19 protein-coding genes and 1 pseudogene are annotated in these 18,518 nt (G+C 67.6%); 8 read left to right on the top strand and 12 right to left on the bottom strand.

Annotated features, from left to right (window positions below; genetic code table 11):
• Positions 1–107: 107 nt before the first annotated feature.
• Positions 108–1,328 (top strand): tyrosine-type recombinase/integrase, encoded by a 1,221-nt coding sequence (locus Q664_RS33195; protein ID WP_043404772.1) that lies wholly within the window; start codon positions 108–110, stop codon positions 1,326–1,328.
• Between the two features lie 65 nt (positions 1,329–1,393).
• On the opposite strand, the gene Q664_RS33190 is transcribed toward Q664_RS33195, so the two are convergent.
• Positions 1,394–2,272 carry an SDR family oxidoreductase gene (locus tag Q664_RS33190; protein ID WP_043404769.1) on the bottom strand — a complete coding sequence of 293 codons (879 nt, stop codon included), beginning with the start codon at positions 2,270–2,272 and terminating at the stop codon, positions 1,394–1,396.
• A gap of 100 nt (positions 2,273–2,372) precedes the next feature.
• Positions 2,373–3,146 (bottom strand): hypothetical protein, encoded by a 774-nt coding sequence (locus Q664_RS33185; protein ID WP_043404767.1) that lies wholly within the window; start codon positions 3,144–3,146, stop codon positions 2,373–2,375.
• 151 nt (positions 3,147–3,297) lie between these two features.
• On the opposite strand from Q664_RS33185, the gene Q664_RS33180 reads away from it, so the two are divergent.
• Both Q664_RS33180 and Q664_RS33175 read left to right on the top strand, forming a co-directional pair.
• Positions 3,298–4,323 (top strand): NADP-dependent oxidoreductase, encoded by a 1,026-nt coding sequence (locus tag Q664_RS33180; protein ID WP_043404765.1) that lies wholly within the window; start codon positions 3,298–3,300, stop codon positions 4,321–4,323.
• A 22-nt stretch (positions 4,324–4,345) separates the two neighbouring features.
• Positions 4,346–5,443 (top strand): glycosyltransferase, encoded by a 1,098-nt coding sequence (locus Q664_RS33175; RefSeq protein WP_043404764.1) that lies wholly within the window; start codon positions 4,346–4,348, stop codon positions 5,441–5,443.
• Here the strand turns inward: Q664_RS33175 and Q664_RS33170 are convergent.
• Positions 5,430–6,056: a GNAT family N-acetyltransferase gene (locus tag Q664_RS33170; protein ID WP_043404786.1), complete on the bottom strand. Its 627-nt coding sequence runs from the start codon at positions 6,054–6,056 to the stop codon at positions 5,430–5,432. The two genes, Q664_RS33175 and Q664_RS33170, sit on opposite strands and share 14 nt — an antisense overlap.
• A gap of 96 nt (positions 6,057–6,152) precedes the next feature.
• On the opposite strand from Q664_RS33170, the gene Q664_RS33165 reads away from it, so the two are divergent.
• Positions 6,153–7,001, top strand: coding sequence for a L,D-transpeptidase family protein (locus Q664_RS33165; RefSeq protein WP_043404762.1), 849 nt, complete (start codon positions 6,153–6,155; stop codon positions 6,999–7,001).
• Positions 7,002–7,076: 75 nt separating this feature from the next.
• Here the strand turns inward: Q664_RS33165 and rpoN are convergent, their stop codons facing one another.
• From rpoN to Q664_RS33140, 5 genes are all read right to left on the bottom strand, one after another.
• On the bottom strand, positions 7,077–8,591 hold the full coding sequence (gene rpoN, locus Q664_RS33160) for an RNA polymerase factor sigma-54 (RefSeq protein ID WP_043404759.1): 1,515 nt from the start codon (positions 8,589–8,591) through the stop codon (positions 7,077–7,079).
• Positions 8,592–8,853: 262 nt separating this feature from the next.
• A complete protein-coding gene (lptB, locus tag Q664_RS33155) occupies positions 8,854–9,591 on the bottom strand; it encodes an LPS export ABC transporter ATP-binding protein (RefSeq protein ID WP_043404756.1) in 738 nt (245 codons plus the stop codon).
• Positions 9,588–10,526, bottom strand: a complete 939-nt coding sequence (locus Q664_RS53000; RefSeq protein WP_052518980.1) for an LptA/OstA family protein — start codon at positions 10,524–10,526, stop codon at positions 9,588–9,590. Before Q664_RS53000 ends, lptB begins: the two co-directional genes overlap by 4 nt.
• The gene (lptC, locus tag Q664_RS33145; protein WP_043404753.1) at positions 10,523–11,050 is read right to left on the bottom strand and encodes an LPS export ABC transporter periplasmic protein LptC; all 528 of its coding nucleotides are present in this window, start codon (positions 11,048–11,050) and stop codon (positions 10,523–10,525) included. Before lptC ends, Q664_RS53000 begins: the two co-directional genes overlap by 4 nt.
• 14 nt (positions 11,051–11,064) lie before the next feature.
• Positions 11,065–11,979: a lysophospholipid acyltransferase family protein gene (locus Q664_RS33140; protein WP_052518981.1), complete on the bottom strand. Its 915-nt coding sequence runs from the start codon at positions 11,977–11,979 to the stop codon at positions 11,065–11,067.
• A 17-nt stretch (positions 11,980–11,996) separates the two neighbouring features.
• On the opposite strand from Q664_RS33140, the gene astB reads away from it, so the two are divergent.
• Positions 11,997–13,322 (top strand): N-succinylarginine dihydrolase, encoded by a 1,326-nt coding sequence (gene astB, locus Q664_RS33135; RefSeq protein WP_043404747.1) that lies wholly within the window; start codon positions 11,997–11,999, stop codon positions 13,320–13,322.
• A gap of 56 nt (positions 13,323–13,378) precedes the next feature.
• On the opposite strand, the gene Q664_RS33130 is transcribed toward astB, so the two are convergent.
• Positions 13,379–13,630 carry a hypothetical protein gene (locus Q664_RS33130; RefSeq protein ID WP_043404745.1) on the bottom strand — a complete coding sequence of 84 codons (252 nt, stop codon included), beginning with the start codon at positions 13,628–13,630 and terminating at the stop codon, positions 13,379–13,381.
• 247 nt (positions 13,631–13,877) lie between these two features.
• On the opposite strand from Q664_RS33130, the gene sitA5 reads away from it, so the two are divergent.
• From sitA5 to Q664_RS33120, 3 genes are all read left to right on the top strand, one after another.
• A complete protein-coding gene (gene sitA5 / locus Q664_RS33125) occupies positions 13,878–15,296 on the top strand; it encodes a SitA5 family polymorphic toxin (protein WP_075207576.1) in 1,419 nt (472 codons plus the stop codon).
• Positions 15,296–15,652 (top strand): DUF2019 domain-containing protein, encoded by a 357-nt coding sequence (locus Q664_RS55360; protein WP_075207575.1) that lies wholly within the window; start codon positions 15,296–15,298, stop codon positions 15,650–15,652. The genes sitA5 and Q664_RS55360 overlap by 1 nt, the downstream gene beginning before the upstream one ends.
• A gap of 157 nt (positions 15,653–15,809) precedes the next feature.
• Entirely contained in the window at positions 15,810–16,586 is a 777-nt protein-coding gene (locus tag Q664_RS33120) for a hypothetical protein (RefSeq protein WP_043404743.1), read from the top strand.
• 132 nt (positions 16,587–16,718) lie between these two features.
• Here Q664_RS33120 and Q664_RS33115 read toward each other — a convergent pair whose 3' ends face one another.
• From Q664_RS33115 to Q664_RS59465, 3 genes and pseudogenes are all read right to left on the bottom strand, one after another.
• Positions 16,719–16,976, bottom strand: a complete 258-nt coding sequence (locus Q664_RS33115; RefSeq protein WP_043404740.1) for a helix-turn-helix domain-containing protein — start codon at positions 16,974–16,976, stop codon at positions 16,719–16,721.
• A gap of 66 nt (positions 16,977–17,042) precedes the next feature.
• Positions 17,043–17,984 carry a DUF2381 family protein gene (locus tag Q664_RS33110; protein ID WP_052518978.1) on the bottom strand — a complete coding sequence of 314 codons (942 nt, stop codon included), beginning with the start codon at positions 17,982–17,984 and terminating at the stop codon, positions 17,043–17,045.
• Positions 17,985–18,073: 89 nt separating this feature from the next.
• Positions 18,074–18,518, bottom strand: a pseudogene (locus Q664_RS59465) (serine/threonine protein kinase); the annotation flags it as partial.

Raw genomic sequence — 18,518 nt, 5'->3', positions numbered from 1 at the left:
CAGGTTCCCGGCGTCGCTCGCATCGGAAAAACCCTCCGCATCCGCCGCGCTGCCTTGCTAGAGTGGACAGCCGGTAAGGGCCGTGATTCTGCGCTCGGGAGTCGGAAATGAGCGTCAGATTGCGGAAGTGGCAGAACAAGGCAGGGAAGGTCGAGGAGGCTTGGCAAGTGGACTTCATGTTCCACCACTCGGACGGACGGCGACAGCGAGTCGTGAAGTTCTCGCCCGTGCAGACGCGCCGGGGGGCCGAGCAGTACGAGCGCGAGTTGCGCGCCTCCCTCCTCAATGGAACCTTCGGAAAGGAGAACAACACCGGGGAGCGCCCCATGACGTTGGCGGAGTTCGCCCCGCGCTTCCTCACCTACAGCGAGAACAACAACAAGCACTCCAGCGTCGTCAGCAAGAGCCAAATCCTAGAGGCTCACATTCTGCCGTTTTTTGGTAAAATGGTGCTGGCTGCCATTGGCCCGGCGGAGATGGAGGATTTCAAGGCTGTCATGCGCAAGAAGAAGTCGGCAGCGCGCGCCCGGAAGGAGGCCCCCACGCGGGCAGCCCTCCGCAAGCGCAACGGCGAGGAACCAAAGCCGCTGAGCCTCAAAACCATCAACAACGTGTTGACGGTGTTGAGCAAGCTGCTGGCGGTCGCGGAAGAGCAGCGGGTCATCGAGCAGGCCCCGCGCGTGAGGCTCTTCGCGAAGCTGCCGAAGCCGCCCTTTGATTTCCTCACTTTCGAGGAGGCCGAGCGCCTGAGCAACGCCGCCGAGCCGGAATGGCGAGCGCTGCTCCTGGTGGCGCTCAAGGCGGGGCTGCGGCAAGGAGAGCTGATCGGGCTCCAGTGGGGCGACGTGGACTTCCAGCGCGGCAAGCTGCACGTCCGCCGTACCATCTGGCGTGGTGTCTCGGGCTTGCCCAAGGGCGGACGCGAGCGGACGGTAGAGCTGCCGGGCTCGGCAGTAGACGCGCTCAAGGGGCACCGGCACCTGCGCGGCCCTTACGTGTTCTGCCAGGAGGATGGTCGGCCGCTTACTGACGGGCTGCTCAAGCTGCCACTGCGCCGGGCCCTCCAGCGGGCGGGCATCACCCGCGAGCAGGGCCGTATCGGCTGGCATGACCTGCGGCACACCTACGGCAGCCACCTCGCCATGAGGGGGATACCGCTGACGGTCATCAAGGAGCTGATGGGGCACGCGACCATCGACATGACGGAGCGCTATGCCCACCTGAGCCCGGACACGCGCAGAGAGGCGGTCGGGGTTCTCGACCGGCCCTCTGCGCCCGCATGCGACATACGTGCAACACGGATGGAGGAAGCTGCCAACCACCCGTAAGCACGGCGTAGAAAAGTGGAAGCGGCGGGAATCGAACCCGCAGCCTCCACGCGCGGTCCCGCGGCTCAGGCGAGAACCTGTCCGCCCGTGACGCCGATGATTTCCCCGTTCACGTAACGCGACTCGTCCGAGGCCAGGAACACGTACGAAGGCGCCAGCTCCACCGGCTGCGCGGGTCGGCCCATGGGCGATTGCTGGCCGAACTTCTTCACCTTCTCGGCGTCGAAGGACTGCGGGATGAGCGGCGTCCACACCGGGCCCGGCGCCACGCAGTTGACGCGGATGCCGCGCTCGATGAGCTCCTGCGCCAGACCCTTGGTGAAGGTGACGATGGCGCCCTTGGTGCACGCGTAGTCGAGGATGCCCGGTGACGGCTGGTAGGCCTGGATGGAGGCCGTGTTGATGATGGAGGCCCCCGCCTTCATGTGCGGCAGCGCGTACCGCACCAGGTTGAACATCGCGATGATGTTGGTGCGGAAGGTGCGCTCGACGCGCTCGGCCGTGAGCTCCTCGAACTTCTCCACCTTCTTGCCCTGGTAGGCCGCGTTGTTGACGAGCACGTCGATGCGGCCGAAGCGCTTCACCGTGTCCTCGATGATGCGGCGGCACACGCTCTCGTCGGAAATGTCGCCCTTGAGCGCGAGCACCTGGTGGCCCGAGTCCTCGACCACCTTGCGGGTGACCTCGGCGTCCGGATCCTCGTTGAGGTAGGCGAAGGCCACGTCCGCGCCTTCACGGGCGAAGGCCAGACACACCGCACGGCCAATGCCACTGTCCCCACCCGTCACGAGCACCACCCTGTCCTTCAACCGGCCGAGCCCCTTGTAGCTCGTGAGGCCGTAGTCCGGCTCGGGCGACATCTGCTCCTCGAGTCCAGGGTGCTGCTGCTCCTGGGGGGGCAGAGGAGGCTTGGGTCCTGCTTCGCGCGGATTCTTCTGAGCCATGGTGGGGTCCTCTCGGGTTGCCTACCCTCCCCAGGGTGGGGAGGGGGCGGGACCCCGGCAACCGCTGGAGGAGGAACCCTCGCCAGGGAGGCGAGCGGGCTCAGGGGCTGACGGTCACGTCCACGTCCCCCGAGTGGTAGAGACCGCCCTCGCAGCGGGCCACGCCTTCACAGGTGAGCACCTGCGCGACGGCGGTACCACTCATCCGCAGGATGAACTGGCCCTCCACGGTCTCGGGGGGAACGGTGAAGCGGGACGTATTGCCCTCCTGCTGCACGTCGAGCACGCCCAGGGCGCCGGTGTTCTTGTGGATGAGGCTGGCCTTCGTGGGCCCCTGGAGGACATCGGTCTCCGGCAGCCACGCATAGGAGTAGGCCTGATTGCGCCGCAGGGTGCCCGGCGAGCCGCTCTCGCGCAGGAAGCGCCGCTTGGCCTTGGCATCGCGCAGGACGAGCACCATCGAGTGGGTGTCGTCCTGGAGGATGATGCGGAGGTCCTCGGTGGGCTCGTTGTCCCAGCGCTCGGGGTCGAAGTCGAAGGTGGCGCGCGGCGACTCACACACCTCGCGCCCGCCGACACCGGTGTCCGGCACGCCCCCGGGCTCGAGCTTCATGGGTTGGCCATTGAGCGTGGCGGTGACGCCGTCCGCGAGCCGGGCGCAGGTGAGGCCCTCGGAGAACACGAGGGTGAAGCGGTGCGCGCCCACGGTGGAGTCCCGTTCGAGGGAGTCCACGTCCGTGAGGGTGAACTTCAGGGTGCGGTCCTTCAGGTCCACGAGGGTGGCGGGCTGGGCCACGGTGCGGCCACAGCCGGCGAGCAGTCCCCACGCGGCGAGCGCGCCAACGACGAAACGAAGAGAGGAAGCGGAAGCCATCGCGTCACCCTACCACCACCCTCGGGAATGGCCCGGTCCGCGACGCCCCCCCCCGAGCCAGCCGGGCGGACGGGCGAGCCCCACCCTCGGATGCCCATCACACACCGTGCCCCTGCCCTTCCCTCTTGGAACCACGAAGGAGGCGCACGACATGTCCGCCATCAACCGCCAGTTCCTCCTGGCGCGCAGGCCCGAGGGCCGGCTGCGAGAGTCCGACTTCGACTACCGCGAAGCCCCCGTGCCCGCGCCCGGTCCCGGAGAGGTGCTGACACGCACCCTCTATCTCTCCATCGATCCGGCCAACCGGGTGTGGATGTTCCCCGACCCCACCTACCGTCCGCCCATCGAGCCAGGCGAGGTGATGGCCGGGTTCACGCTCAACGAGGTGGTGGACTCGCGGGACGCGCGCTTCCGCCCCGGAGACCTCGTCGAGTGCGATGGCGGCTGGCAGGACTACGCCGTGCTCCCAGGGGACGCGCTCCACGAGCTGGAGCCGAGGAAACCGCTGTCCCACTGGATGAGCGTGCTCGGGGTGACGGGGAAGACGGCGTACTTCGGCATGCTGGAGGTAGGACGGGTGCGCGCCGGAGAGACGGTGCTGGTGTCGGCGGCGGCGGGAGCGGTGGGCTCGTTCGCGGGGCAGATCGCGAAGCTCCACGGATGCCGCGTCATCGGCATCGCCGGAGGCCCGGAGAAGTGCCGCTGGCTCACGGAGGAGCTCGGCTTCGACGCGGCCATCGACTACCAGTCCGGAGAGCTCTCCGAGCGGCTGGCGGCCTGTTGCTCCGAGGGCGTGGACGTCTACTTCGACAACGTGGGCGGCGCGGTGTTCCAGGCGGCGCTGTTCCGGATGAAGACCCACGGGCGCATCGTCTGCTGCGGCTGCGTGTCCATCCTCGACACCGAGACACCACCCCCGAGGCTGCTCGGCGTTCCGGGCCTGCTGTCCATCCGCCGGCTGCGCCTGGAGGGCTTCATCGTGATGGACTTCTACGGCCGCCGGAGACAGGCCGAGCAGGCCCTGGCGGGCTGGGTGGCCGAGGGGCGGCTGAAGGTGCGCGAGGACATCATCGACGGGCTGGAGAACGCACCACGGGCCTTGATGGGCCTGCTGCACGGGGCCAACATCGGCAAGCGGATGATTCGCGTCGCGCCGGAGCCCCCGGTCAGGGGGTAGGACGCGGCGGCGAGGAGGCAACGTGGCCGGCCGAGTGCTCCATCTGGCGGCGGGAAACCTGTATGGAGGCGTGGAGACCTTCCTGGTGACGCTGGCGAAGTCGCCCCGGCGGCTGGAGCACCGCTTCGCGCTGTTCTTCGAGGGCCGGCTGGCCACGGAGCTGCGTGCGGCGGGTGCCTCGGTGGAGGTGCTCGGCCCGGCGCGGCTGGGGAGGCCGTGGACGCTCGTGGGGCCCCAACTGCGGCTGCGCCGGATGCTGCGCGCGTGGAACCCGGACCTGGTGGTGTACCACTCCACGTGGCTGAAGCTCGTCGCGGCTCCTGCGCTGCTCGGCTACCGGCAGGCGCTCTTCGTGCACAGCCGGGTGGACCCCCATCACCCGTTGGATCGGTTGATGGCGCGGTTTCCCCCCGATGCGTTCCTCACCAACTCGGAGTTCACGGCCGGCTCCGTCTCGGCCCTGGTGCCCCGGCCCAGGCCGCTCGTCGCCGGCTGTCCCGTCGAGGACCGCACCCCGAAGGAGCCCGGAGTGCGTCAGTCCGTGCGCCAGGAATGGGGCGTGGCCGAGGACACAACGGTCATCCTCCAGTTGAGCCGGATGGAGCCGGGAAAGGGACACGCGCTGTTGCTGGAGGCCCTGGCGAAGCTGGGGTGCGGCGCGGCGTGGGAGTGCCTGGTGGTGGGAGGCGCGCAACGTCCGGAGGAACAGGCCTACGTGGAGCGCCTGCGCGCGCAGGCGGCACGGTGGGGGCTGACGGACCGGGTGCGTTTCCTCGGCCAGCGCACGGACGTCCCTCGGCTGTTCGCCGGAGCGGACCTGTTCTGCCACCCCAACGAGGTACCCGAGGGCTTCGGCATCGTCTTCGTCGAGGCGATGTACGCGGGCCTGCCGGTGCTGACGACGGACATGGGCGGCGCACGGGAGATCGTCGACGAGACGTGTGGAGCCCGGGTGGCGCCCCGGGCGGACGCCCTCGCGGAAGTGCTCGCGCGCTGGGTGGTGGACCCCGGAGAGAGGCAGGCCCTGGGACGCGCGGGCCGACAGCGGGCGGAGCGCCTCTACCTCCCCCGCATCCGGGTAGGCCTGCTGGAGGACGCGCTCGAGCTCAGCGCCCGGTGAGCATCGACTCCAGACGCGTCTTCACCTCGGGCCACTCGCTATCGATGAAGCCGTAGTAGGCGGAGTCGCGGACCACGTCGCCGCGCACCAGCATGTGGTGGCGGAGGATGCCCTCGAAGCGGCCACCGATGCGCTCGATGGCCGCCCGCGAGCGCGTGTTGCGCCGGTCCGTCTTGAGCTGCACCCGCATCACCTTCAGCTCCTCGAAGGCGTGGCGCAGCAGCAGGTACTTGCACTCGGTGTTCACCCGCGAGCGCCACACGCGCTTCGCCAACCACGTGCCGCCAATCTCCAGGGTGCGGTGCTTGCGCTGGATGTCCAGGTAGCGCGTGCTGCCCACCGGCGAGCCCGTCTCCTTCTCGATGATGACGAAGGGGCGCTCCACCCCGCGCTCCGCCGCCGCCAGTGTGTCGGCGATGTACGCCTCCATGTCCCCGAGCGAGCGCAGCACCACGTTGAAGTGCTCGAAGATGTCGGGCTCGGCCACCGTGGCCAGCGCGGGGGCATGGCTCATCGCCAGCGGCTCCAGACGGACGGACTGGCCCTCCAGCGTCACCGGCGGGACGACGAGGGGCGTGGGCTCTCGGTGGAGGATGGGATCGTTCGCGCTCATGTCGATGGACGACACGTATACCAGGGTGGATGTCCCCGCCACCGGCAGGAGCGCTAAGCTCGAAGGCCACCGCTCTCCTGTGACTCCGGGTGCACCATGACCGCTGATTCCGCTGGCTCCTCGACTCCCCCCGCCGCCCCGCGCAACGAGCGCTTCGCCCAGGTGCCGGAGTTGGCGGGAGTGCTCGCCGGACAGACTTCGCTCGGCGTGGGCTCGAAGGGACCGGGCGTGCGCGCCGTGCAGCAGGCGCTCGCCGACATGGGCTTCAGCGTGCCCGGAGGCGCGGATGGCGCCTTTGGCGCGCAGTCGACCAAGGCCGTGCGCAACTTCCAGGTGCATGCCCGCCCGGCCTTCCTCGCGGTACAGGCCACCGGCAAGGTGGACGCCGCCACCCTGCGCGCCCTCGATGCGCTCGCCCCGCCCCCGGGACAGCGTGGACAGGGCCAGCACCTGCCGGTGCCCCACTACAAGGGCACGCCCGTGCGCGTGGTGGTGGTGAAGAACGAGCACCGCACCTTCCTCTTCGACGCCCAGGGCAAGCTCCAGTCCATCTTCGGCAACGCCGTGGGCACTCGCGCCACCCAGACGGACCCCGGCCTGAAGAAGGTGACGGGCAAGCTCGACGAGCCCCAGACGCTCGCCCTCGGCAAGAAGCTGTGGGGTGGGCCCGTCTTCGGGCCTCGCCTCATCGACCTCTCGTGGTCCGATGGCTCCCGCTCGGGCGAGGAGCTCCATGGCACCAGCGCTCCCGCACACCTCGGCGAGGACGTCTCGCACGGGTGCATCCGTCACGACAACGCAGACATCATCGCCCTCTACAACGCGCTGAAGGTAGGAGACATGGTGGCCATCGTCGACAGCATCAACGACCCGAATCTGAAGGCCCCTCCCACCACCCCGGTGGGCATGCCCGATCTCTCGGGCGCCGTGGCTTCGCGCAAGTAGGCGGGCCAGGGGGCAACCCAAGCGCCCCCTATACCCTCACCCCGTCCCTCTCCCGGGGGGAGAGGGGAGTGGGGCTCAGAAGTAACGCTTGCGCTTGCTGCTCGGGAGGATGCCCAGCACCTCGCGGTACTTGGCCACCGTGCGCCGGGCGATCTCCGTCCCCTGCGCCTTCAGCAGCTCCACGATCTTCTGGTCCGAGTACGGATTGCGCGGATCTTCCTGCGACACCAGCTGCTTGATGTGGTGCTTCACCGCCTCGCTCGCCGTGTCCTCGCCGGACACGCGGGCAATGGACGAGTTGAAGAAGTACTTCAGCTCGAAGATGCCCTGCGGCGTGTGCACGTACTTGTTCGTCGTCACGCGCGACACCGTCGACTCGTGCATCCCGATGTCCTCGGCCACGTCCCGCAGAATCAGCGGCTTGAGGTGGGCAATCCCCTTGTCCAGGAAGTCCTTCTGGAACTTCACGATGCTCTCGGTGACCTTGTAGATGGTGCGCTGGCGCTGGTGGATGGAGCGGATGAGCCACTGCGCGCTGCGCAGCTTCTCCTGGATGAACTCCTTCGTCTGCCCCGGCCCCACCCCGCCGCTCTTCAGCGCGTTGCGGTACGTGCCCGAAATCCTCAGCTTCGACAGGCCGTCGTCGTTGAGCACCACCGTGTACTCGTCCTCGCCCATCTTGTAGACGAACACGTCCGGGGTGATGTACTGCGCGTCGTCCCCGCTGAAGTTGCGGCCCGGCTTCGGGTCCAGCTTCGGCAGCAGCTTGGACGCCTCCACCACCTCCTCGAGCGGCACCTTCAGGTCCTTCGCGATCGCCGGAAGGTTCTTGCTCTCGAGGTACTTCATGTGCCGCTTGATGATCATCCCCAGCAGCGGCGCGTGCTTGTCCTTCAGCGCCGACACCTGGATGAGCAGGCACTCCTGCAAGTCGCGCGCGGCGCAGCCCTTGGGCTCCAGGTTCTGGATGCGGCGCAGCGTGCGCTCGGCCAGCCCCATGGGCACGTCCGCCTCGTTGGCCAGGCGGATGAGCGGATCTCCCTCCACCTCCTCCAGCTTCAGGTAGCCGTCGTGGTCCAGGTTGCCCAGGATCAGCATCCCGATGCGCCGCTCGGCCTCGTTGAGCCGCAGCGTCCCGAGCTGCTCCTGGAGGTGATCGACCAGGTCCTCCTTCTCCACCAGGTTGGCTTCGAAGGAAGGCATGTCCTCGGTCGCCACGTTGCCCTTGTTGGAGGCGGTCGTGGGCTCGTTGAACTGGTAGCTGTTGAGGTAGGCCTCCCAGTCGATCTCCGGCGGGCCATCCCCATCCGCCTTGAACTCGGGTGCCGCGTCCGGAGTCCGGGCCTCCACCCCCGCCGGCATCTCCGTGTTCGCCGCCTCCATGGAGGCCTCGCCCGGCTCCTTGTCGGACGTATCGCCAAAGGGCGCCTCGTCGGGCTGCTCCAGGAGGGGGTTCTGGTCCATCTCCTCGCGGACCTGCTCCAGCAGCTCCATCCGCGAGAGTTGCAGCAGCTTGATGGCCTGCTGCAGCTGGGGCGTCATCACCAGCTGCTGCGACAGCTTCAGGCTCTGCTTGAGTTCCATCGCCATTCTCTATCTCCCGCCCGTTTCAACAATCGACTCGACGGCGGCCCGCCATCAAGGACCGTGCCAAAGTAGCAAGGCCCCCTGACTTCGTCCAGTGTCCGAGAGTCCGGCCCGTCCTTTGCATTTTGTGAAATTCTTCTTTTATTCCGCCTACTTGCACTGTCTCCGAGCAACATGGAGACGTTCGGCAATGGACGTGCCGGCGTGCCAGGGCGAGGGGCTCCGGCTGGCCGGCGAGCTCCCCGCGAGGCCGGAATTTCGGCTCTCAGACCGACTGCAAGCGGAATCGCTCCCCGAGGTACACCGCCCGCGCCCGGGCCGAGGAGGCAATCTGCTGCGGGGTGCCCTCCTCCAGGATTTCACCCTGTGCGATGATGTAGGCGCGATCGCAGATGCCCAGGGTGTCCTGGACGTTGTGGTCGGTGATGAGGACACCGAGGCCGCGGGACTTCAGGTGGGCGATCTGCCGCTGGAGGTCGCCCACGTTGATGGGGTCCACGCCGGCGAAGGGCTCGTCGAAGAGGATGAAGCGGGGGTTGGGGATGAGCGAGCGGGCGATCTCCGCGCGGCGGCGCTCGCCACCGGAGAGCGTCTCACCGAAGGACCAGGCCACGTGGCTCAGGCCGAACTCCTCGAGCAGCTCGCGGGCGCGGCGCTCGCGGGCGGCCTTGTCCAGGCCCTTCTGCAGCTCCAGCACGGAGAGGAAGTTCTCGTGCACCGTGAGCTTGCGGAAGACGGAGGCCTCCTGCGGGAGGTAGCCCAGGCCGCGCAGGGCCCGGCGGTGCATGGGCAGGGACGTGAGGTCCTCGTTGTCCACGCGCACCCGTCCCGCGTCGGGCCGCACCAGGCCCACCACCATGTTGAAGCTCGTCGTCTTGCCGGCGCCGTTGGGGCCGAGCAGCCCCACCACCTCGCCCTGCGCGACATGGAAGGACACGCCCTGCACCACCCGGCGCTTGCGGAAGCTCTTCCGCAGGCCCTCTGCGTGGAGATGACTCGTCATGGCTGCTTCGTTCCCCCCGTCTTGTCCTTGCGCCGCTGCTCCTGCTCCTTCAGGGGCGCCGTCTTGAAGACGACGGTGGCGTCATCCCCCTCGAAGCTCTTGCCCCCAAGGGCCATGCGCACCTGTGTGCCCCGGAAGTGGATCATCGGATCCTCCGCCTCGGGATTGCCCGTCACCACCAGCATGCCGGTGGGGACGTTGAGGCGGGCCCGCTCCCCCTTCGCCCGGCGGTCTCCATCCACCGCGCGCACGTTGCCCACGCAATCGGCCCGCGTCACCTCGCGCGAGCCGTTGTAGTAGGCGGTCAGTTTGTCGCACCGCAAATCCATGGTCCGGTGCTTCACCGTTACATCGCCCGAGAAGACAGCCTGGGCACGCGTGCCGGACACCCGCTTGGACGTGATGACCACGGGGTTATTCTGCGAGGCGCCCTTCGCCTCGATCGGCGCCGACTTGAAGGTGACGGTGGCGTCCTTCACCTCGAAGTTCTGGCTGCCCAACATCAGGCGCAGCTCGGAGCCCTTGAGGTGGGCCGCCGGGTCCTGGGCCTCGGGATTGCCCGTCACCACCAGCAGGCGGCCAGGCACGTCGAAGTCCGCCCGCTCGCCCTGGGCGGTGCGCTCGCCATCCACCGCGCGCACGTGGCCCACGCACTCGCCGCGCGTCGCCGTGTACTTGCCACCGTACCGCGCGTAGTGCGCGGTGAGCTCGTCGCACCGCAGGTCCATCGAGTCGCGCTTCGCCCGCACGTCCTCCTTGAACATGAGGGTGGACTGGTCGCGCAGGATGGTCATCCGCTTGGAGGTGATCTCCGTCTCGCCGCCCTTGGGGGAGACCGCGGCCGTGGGGGTGGCGCGAGTGCCCGTGCTGGCGGTGGCCGCCGCGGGCTGCACCGGCTGGGCGACGAAGAAGGCCGTGACCAGGTACTCAATCACGGCGTGGCCCCCTCGACGATGGTCTGCACCGAGCCCTCGAAGTCGAACCGCCCCGTGGGGAAGGACAGCGAGAAGGAGTCCGCCCGCATGCGGCCATTGGCTCCCACCACCACCACCCCCTCCGTGCCGCTCGCCACCTGCTGCGTCCCGTCATAAGTGGCTCGCGGGGTGTGCGCCACCAGGCCGGAGGCCGTGCGCACCTCCACGTCTCCCGAGGCCACCAGTTGCCGCGCGCCCGGGTTGCCCTCCATGAGCTTCGCGCGCACCGTCGTGCCGCCCGGCTGGCCGCCGCCCTGGGCGCCCTTGTCCGGCACGTTCACGGTGGCCTGGGTGGCGGTGAGCTCGCCCGTCCGGTCCCAGGTGGCCTGCACGGCCTCGCCCGTCATGGACAGGGTGCTGCCGTCGTACGAGCGCAGCCGCACCCCATGCATCACCACGGCGGGAGGCGCGGAGGCATCTTCGGCGGCCGGCTTCTGGGAGCAGGCCGCCAGGAGGGCGAGGAGGCTGAGGAGGGTACGTCGCACGAGGCGTATCTCTATCACCGGGCAGGGGTGGGACGGGTCTTCCAACGCTGATGCATCCACACCCATTGCTCGGGGGCCCTGCGGATGGCCGCCTCGATGCTCAGCGAGAGAGCGGCCGTGAGCGTCACGGCATCCGCCTCGCGGTCCCCGCTCGCACTCCAGGGCACCTCTTCCATCCACAGGCGGTAACCGTCGCCTTCACGCTGACAGAAGCCCACCACCACCGCCGCCCCCGTGCGCAGCGCCAGGTCCGCCGCCGCGCGCGGGGTGGCGGCCAGCTCCCCGAAGAAGGGGACGAAGACGGACTGCACCTTCGTGTCCTGGTCGATGAGCAACCCGAGGATTTCTCCGGCCTTGAGGGCGCGCAGCATGGCCCGGGCCGCGCCCTCCTGGCCGCGCCAGATGCTGCGCACCCCGCCCTGGGCGCGGAAGCGCTCGACGAGCGTGGTGAGCCGCGGGTCCGTGGTCTCCTTGGCGATGCTCTGGCTGGGGTAGCCCGCGCGCGCCACCCGCCGGGCCAGCAACTCCCAGTTGCCCACATGGCCGGACACGAAGACGACCCCCTTGCCCCGGGCGAGCGCCGCCTCCAGGACGCCCCGGTCCGCGGCCTCCCAGCGGACCAGGTGCTCGAGTTGCCGGTCCATGGCGGCGGTGGCGCCCACCTCGAAGGCGGCCATGCCCAGGTGGCGGAAGGAGGCCCGGGCGAGCGCATGCCGCTCCGCGTCGGACTTCTCCGGGAAGGCCCGGGCCAGTGACTTCAAGGCCTTGCGTCGCTCCCCGCCGGCCACGGCGAAGGCGAACCGGCCGAAGCCCGCCCCCAACCACCGGGCGAACCCCAGCGGCAGGGCACCGACGATGGCCAATGCCGCACGGACGAGCAGGTAGCGGAGGAAACGCTTGAGACGCTTTGCTAAGGGTGGGCGCTCCACGAGCGTTTCCATATCCCATGCGCGAATACAACTTCGACGGCATCGTCGGTCCCACCCACAATTATGGCGGCCTGTCGCCGGGCAACCTGGCGTCCTCCCTGCACGGCGGCGAGGTGAGCCACCCCCGCGAGGCGGCCCTCCAGGGCCTGGAGAAGATGCGCTTCGTCGCGGGACTGGGCGTGGGGCAGGCGGTGCTGCCCCCCCAGCCGAGGCCCTCGCTCGAGGCGCTGCGAGCCCTGGGCTTCACGGGCACGGACGAGCAGGTCATCACCCGGGCCGGGAAGGAGGCCGAGCACCTGCTGCGGCTGACGTCCAGCTCGGCGGCCATGTGGACGGCGAACGCGGCCACGGGAGCGCCCTCGGAGGACACGGCGGACAGGCGCATGCACCTGACGCCGGCCAACCTCCAGCAGATGTTCCACCGGGCGCTGGAGGCGGAGACGACGCACGCCGTGCTGCGCGCCATCTTCGCGGACGAGAAGCACTTCGCCGTGCACGCGCCGCTGCCGGGTGGCGGGCACTTCGCGGACGAGGGCGCGGCCAACCACATCCGGCTGGTGACGCCGGGGCACGAGGCGGTGCACGTGCTCGCCTGGGGCCGGAGCGCGTGGCGGGACGATGTGCGCCACCCCACCCGTTTCCCCGCCCGGCAGACGTACGAGTCCAGCCAGGCGCTCGCGCGGCTCCACCAGTTGGACCCGGCGCGGGTGCTGCTGCCGCAGCAGGCTCCCGAGGGGATTGACGCGGGCGCCTTCCACACGGACGTGGTGGCGGTGGGCAACGAGAGCTTCCTCATGCTGCACGAGCAGGCCTTCGTGGACCCGCAGGGGCTGCTGAAGACGCTGCGCGAGAAGCTGGGCGAGGGCTTCACGTACGTGCTGGCCACCAACGAGGAGCTGCCGGTGAGGGACGCGGTGAAGGCCTACCCGTTCAACTCGCAGGTGCTGACGCTGCCGGACGGCACCATGGCCATCATCGCGCCCGAGGAGAGCCGGGAGACGGGGCCCGCGCGGCGCTTCCTGGAGCGCGTGGTGGAGGAGAACAACCCGGTGAAGCGCGTGTATTACCTGGACGTGCGCCAGTCGATGAACAACGGCGGCGGTCCGGCGTGCCTGCGCCAGCGCGTGTGGCTCACGGACGCCGAGCGCGCCGCGGTGAAGGCCAACGTCTTCTACACCCCGGAGTTGCACGAGGCGCTCGCCCACTGGGTGAAGCGGCACTACCGCGAGGACCTGCGCGCCAGGGACCTGGCGGACCCGAAGCTGGCTCGCGAGACCATGACGGCCCTGGACGAGCTGACACGCATCCTCAACCTGGGCAGCGTCTACGACTTCCAGAAGTGAGGCATTGCCATGTGCGGGTGAAGCCGGGTGTCTCCGACCCGGCGCCTCCGGGGCGCCTACCAGCGGTCATCGGTGAAGAGACAGTCGATGAGCCGGGCCTCGCCGAGCCACTTGTTGCGGCACTGGATGTCGGGGATCGGGGTGAAGAGCGTCTCGAGGGGCAGGGGTTGCACGTCCAACTCCGAGCGCACCAGCGCCTCCACCTGGTCCGCATGGGGCTTCGTCTCCGGCACGTCCTCGTAGAAGAGGGTCGGCGTCTCGAATCGTCCATTGAAGTGCCGGTGGAAGGAGGTGTAGCGGACGTACACGGGCGCCAGGATGCTGACGAGAACGACGACGGTTCGGAACTCCTCCCCCCTGGCAGTTGCAGCACCTCAGTCAGCACGCGGACACGCCAGCAGTTGTCATCGGAGAACAGCACGCTCCAGTCCTCCACCTTGCACTCGGGCAACGCCTCCGTCATTCTCTGTAATCTTCGCGTTTGGGCTTCCAACGATTGGGCGGCCTGCCCGGAGAGGTGCGGCAATTTTGCAATATTCCGTCGATTTGCGCCCCATGGACACACGGCGGCTCTTGCGCGTGGGGGCGCTGGCCCTGGCGGTGTTGATGCTGGTTACAGCGTGCGCCACGGGAGGCCCCACGGGCGCGACGTACCGTTACCATCCGCCTGTGCCGCATGACCCGCCAGAGACGTGGGCGCTGGAAGCGGAAGCTGATGACGAGGACACAGGCGAGGGCGAGGCCGTCTTTGCAAACCTGCCCACGGACTTTCAGCCGGTGCAGGTCAGTGACTCCGAGCTTACGGCTGCTCTGACGACCTTTTGGCTCCAAGTCCCGCTGCGGGTGTCCACCTCATGCCCACCGTTGTACGTCGGCCGGAGGCTGGCACTAGCGTCCACGCCTTTGAGTGGCGAAGCGTGGCAATCAGACCTTGCGCGGTCCTATGGGCGATTCTGCGAGCGGCGTGGAACTCCTGGCGACTGTCTGACTTTGTTTGACGACGGACCCCATCTGCAAGCCAGCGATAAGCGCGGCATTGCCCTTGCCCTGGCGGTGGGGCCCGCCCTGGAAGGCGTGGACGCGGAAGTACGGGCCATGCTCGACCCTACGCGGGTGCTGGCTACTCTTGGCTTCACCATTACGGCTTACATGACGCTCTTGCTTGCCCCCGAGCCCGTCACGAAGGGCGCTGCGCTCGCGTTCTCCGTGCTTCTGTGGGGCTATCTCGGATGGGAGTTCTTCGATCTGCTGCGAGCCTATGCGCAGCTTTACGAAGATGCGCCGCAAGCCTCTAGCTTTGCGGAACTGCGGGAGGTGGGTGACAGGTTTGGAAGAGTCATCGGCCCCAACAGCGTGCGAATTCTCGTCATGGTGGCGACGGCGGCGATAGGTGAAACGGCGGCGCTCATTTCGAAAGGGCCGAAGCTGCCGGGCTTCGGACAAGCCTCGCGCACAGCCGAGGCAAACACCGGGCTTCGCCTGATGGATGCGGCAACCGGCGCCGAGCGAGTCATTGTTTCCGTGAACGAGGGGACGATCCGCGTTGTCCTGCCAATCAACGCCGTGTCCATGACTGCGCGGAACGGAGGCGGCGTGCGCCCTGCACTCAAGCCCAATGCGCCTACGAAAGACGGCAGACCACTCACCGGTGGGTATCGCGCCTTCAGTTCGTTCAGGGCCTTCAAGCGTTACATGGGCAAGGCGGGCGACGGACTGGAATGGCATCATCTTGTCGAAAAGCACAAATTCAACCGCAAGCGCTTCGGCTCCGAGGCTCTTCATAATACTGAGAATGTCATCCCACTGGACAAAGATCTCCATACGGAGGTCAGCGCTTTCTACTCCTCGAAGAGACCCAACATCACAAACTCATACAGCTTGACCGTGCGAGAGTGGATAAGAACTCAAAGCTACGAAAAGCAGCGCTCGTTTGGCCTGCTTGTCATAGAAAAGATCAAAGCCGGAGAGTGGTGATGGCGAAAAATCTGGAGAGGCTCGTAGAGGAGTTTACGGAGAACGTGGCCGCGCAGACGGAAGCAATCAGGAGTGGAGACGCAAAGACTGGCAACAAGCACGCCAGTCGCTACATTTCCGCGCTCAAGAAGCTGCGGTTGGCGGGTGATGCCGGACGTGAGGCGCTCACCGTTCTGCTCAAGCATCCTCGCGCAGATGTACGGGTTAGTGCCGCCGGGTTCTTGCTGCGGTATCGGACCGCAGAAGCAAAAGCAGTGCTGGAAGCAGCCGCCACCGGGGGCGGAGTTGCGGCTATTGATGCGATCATGGCCCTGAAACATTGGGAGGAAGGCACATGGAATTTGGATCCTGAGTAGGGCGGGCGGTTCAATGGTGTTGCCTGTTCCGTAGACGTCCGGGCGTAACCATACGAGGCACCCCGCTCATACACATAGAGGAGGCGAAGATTTTGGAGGAGACGAAACAGTGGCGCGCGGCACTCCGGATGCCAGAGGATTTGTCCGGAGGTAGTCCATGAGCCGCATTCCTCTCTGGGCGATCCTGACTCCCGGCGAGCCCGCCCGGCTCGAGAGCCACGTCCGTGATGCATTGATGTCGGATGCGGACGAACGAGCGCCGTCCTTCGAGGTCATTTCGGGCAGTGGCCGTTACCATGCCATCGTGGGGACGGACCTCCGTGACGTGGGCGCTGAGTTGCAGTTCGCCGAGGATTTGTCTCTCCAATTCGAAGAGCCCGTGTACTCGATCAATCGCGCCACCGACCCGTGGCTCGTCATGTCATTTAGAAACGGTTTGGGAGAGGTGGAGGACGTGGGTCCAGAGGCCCTGGCGAAATCTCTCGGCTGCCCGCTTCCTGGAGCCGATACGACTTCGGAGCGCTCTGCGAGAACGCCGCTGCTTACGGTCGCACTGCTCGAGGGAGTCACAGCGGAGGAGGCGCGACGCACGCTAGAAGAAGACCTTGGCGAACCACTACCAGCGGGGCGCTACCATTTCAAGGACACGCCGCGAGGGCTCGTCCTCTCTGGAGGAATAGGGGGCATGAATTTCGCTGACATCATTTTATCGGAACGACTCTCTCATGCGACAGTATATGCGGTGACCGCCTCCCCACGCCTGGACATATTTTTTGTGACCAGGATGAGAGGAGGCGAGGGCATCGAGCAGTTCGCACGGCCGCCCCAAGATTTTCCGCCCTACCAGATTGCCAACGAGGTCAAAGGCGAGAACTCGCCGGAGCGGATCCTCGCTGCGCTGGGCATCCCAGTCGAGTGGTTCCAGAACGGGTGACGGGTGCCGGGGTGGCCCCACAAGCAACGACTGGAGGGAAGCCGAGGCGCAGGCGGCGCTGGAGGCCTACGAGGCGAGCGGGTTGTCGGTGGCGACACATCTGTCTGGGACAACCCAGCGGCTCGTCTGGCTTCAGTCCTCCGGGGGCTCCTCCCCGCGCGTCACCCGGTCCACCAGGGATGGGTAATCCAGCTTCAACACCTGACATATCCGCTGGAGCGTGGGCTCGGTGGGGATCATCCCCGCGCGCTCGATCCGGCCGTACACGCCCGTGAAGATCTCACTGGCCTCGGCCACCTGCTGCTGGGTGAGCCCTGCATTCACCCGGTTGGTGCGCAACCATCGGGCCAGTTGAGGCAGACGCCGGGTGGGAACGGGAAACGAGGACATGGGCAGCGCTCCGGTGAAGGGACGCGCCGAGGTTAGCACGCGGAAGAAGACCTGGTGAGTCTTCCCTCACGGAAAAGTCACCCCCGAGAGGGTGACCGTCCGGGTCATCCCCGCGTCCCACAGCTTGAGCACGTAGGTACCAGGAGCCGCGCGCCCGGGCCGCTCCACCTCCACCAGCACACGGTCCTTTCCGCCCGGCCCGAGGGGCCCCGGCGCCCACACCTCCAGGTCCCACCGCACGCCCGCCCCCACGAGCTGCGCGTGCGTGGGCATCCAGGGCTCGGCCCCCTCGTTCCAGAGCGTCAGCTCCACCGCCAGCCGTGTCACCTTGGCCTCCTCCTCTCCGCTCGTGGCGCGGTAGCTCACCGCGTGCTCCACGCGGAAGGCTTCTCCGGGGCGCGGGGCGACCTCCTCCGTGATGACCTTGGAGCGGATGCCCTCCTCCCCCATCTGCCGCAAGACGAGCAGCCCGATGACGCCCCGGGGCGCATCCCGCTGCGCGCGCTCACGTGCCAGCTGCGTCTGGCATTGCTGGTGCTTCGCCTCCACCTCCTCCGCCTGTTGCCGGTGCGAGTCGCACGAGCGCGGCTCGCGGTACACCTCCACCTGCGCTTCGGCCCGCGGAGACACCACCAGCGTGAAATCCGCGCTCGTGGGCGTGGCGCCATCCGCGAAGCGCACCGTCAGCCGCAACCGCTGGCCCGTCTTCAGCTCGTCCGAGGGCAGCAGGTTGAGCATGCGCCCGTCCTCCGATAACGACACCTGGGGGAAACGCTCCCGCTCCTCCATCACGACGCCCCCACTCCGCACGGGCAAGTTGAAGAGCAACGTGAGGGTGCGATTGGGGCTGATGGGCACCTCCCGCACCTCATCTGCCGAGTCCGCCGTCACCGTGAAGCGGGGCGCGCCCGACATGTCCCAGGAGGCCATGGCAGGCTGGGCAGGGGTTGGAACGCTCGGGTGGAACAGCAGCAGCAACAGAGCGGCGGTGGAGTATGGAAAGGGCATGGCGGGGAAACCTCCGAAGTGGAGAAGCTAGCAGGAACCTCCCACGTTGGCCCCTCCCTTCTTGCACTCCCGCCGCGCTCGGTGTCCCGTTACTCGAAGCGTTCCACCGGACTGAGCTTCACAGAGGAGAAGATGATGGCGGCGTCCGGAGTGCTTCCAGGCTTCATCACCACCCCACGCTGACCGTCTATCGAGGAGTCGTAGAGGTCGAAACAGACGGAATACGTCTGTCCATCGGGGGTGCGTGCCTGAGTGAAGCGCCCATAGACACGCCCCTCCCCGAAGAGGAGCTGCCCGACATAGACGGTTCTGGCGGGAAGCTTCCTCAGCGACTTGCCCATGGTGAGCGTGACCACCTGCCCCGGGCGCACGGGGATGCGCTCACTGATGACGAGCCTTCCGTCAATGAGGAAGACAGCGCCGATCCTTCCACCGAAGCCTTGGAACCCCAGCACCTGCGTCATCGTCTCCACGGAACCAGCGGGGCACGCAGCGGGCGGAGGCATGCGCGGGGCGGGCACCGTGGGGCGCAGC

Origin of the sequence: Archangium violaceum Cb vi76, assembly GCF_000733295.1 — a bacterium.
Classification (GTDB): domain Bacteria; phylum Myxococcota; class Myxococcia; order Myxococcales; family Myxococcaceae; genus Archangium; species Archangium violaceum.
The sequence above is the reverse complement of the archived record's forward strand: the minus strand, read 5'-3'. Positions and strand labels throughout refer to the sequence as shown.